Here is a 266-nt window from a genome sequence, read left to right as displayed (position 1 = left end):
ATCGCTCGTCGGCAGGGTAAGATGGTTAAAAGAGCCGGCGTAGGCATCCCCCCGCACTTCGTCCGCGGGTCCGTCGACACCGGCCTGGGCTCCTCGCACGGCGTCACCGCGGAGCAGGTCGAGACCGCGCTCACCGCCCACCCCGGGAGCGCCGCCGTCTACATCGTCTCCCCCAGCTACTTCGGGGCCGTCGCCGACATCGCCGCGATCGCCGAGGTCGCCCCCCGCCACGGGGTGCCGCTCAGCGTCGACGAGGCGTGGGGGGC

At 72.9% G+C, this 266-nt stretch carries 1 pseudogene; it reads left to right on the top strand.

The features are described from left to right. Positions 1-21 precede the first annotated feature (21 nt). Positions 22-266, top strand: a pseudogene (locus AMS65_RS00105) (amino acid decarboxylase); the annotation flags it as partial.

The organism is Leucobacter celer subsp. astrifaciens (assembly GCF_001273835.1).
GTDB classification, from domain to species: Bacteria; Actinomycetota; Actinomycetes; order Actinomycetales; family Microbacteriaceae; genus Leucobacter; species Leucobacter celer.
The sequence above is the reverse complement of the archived record's forward strand: the minus strand, read 5'-3'. Positions and strand labels throughout refer to the sequence as shown.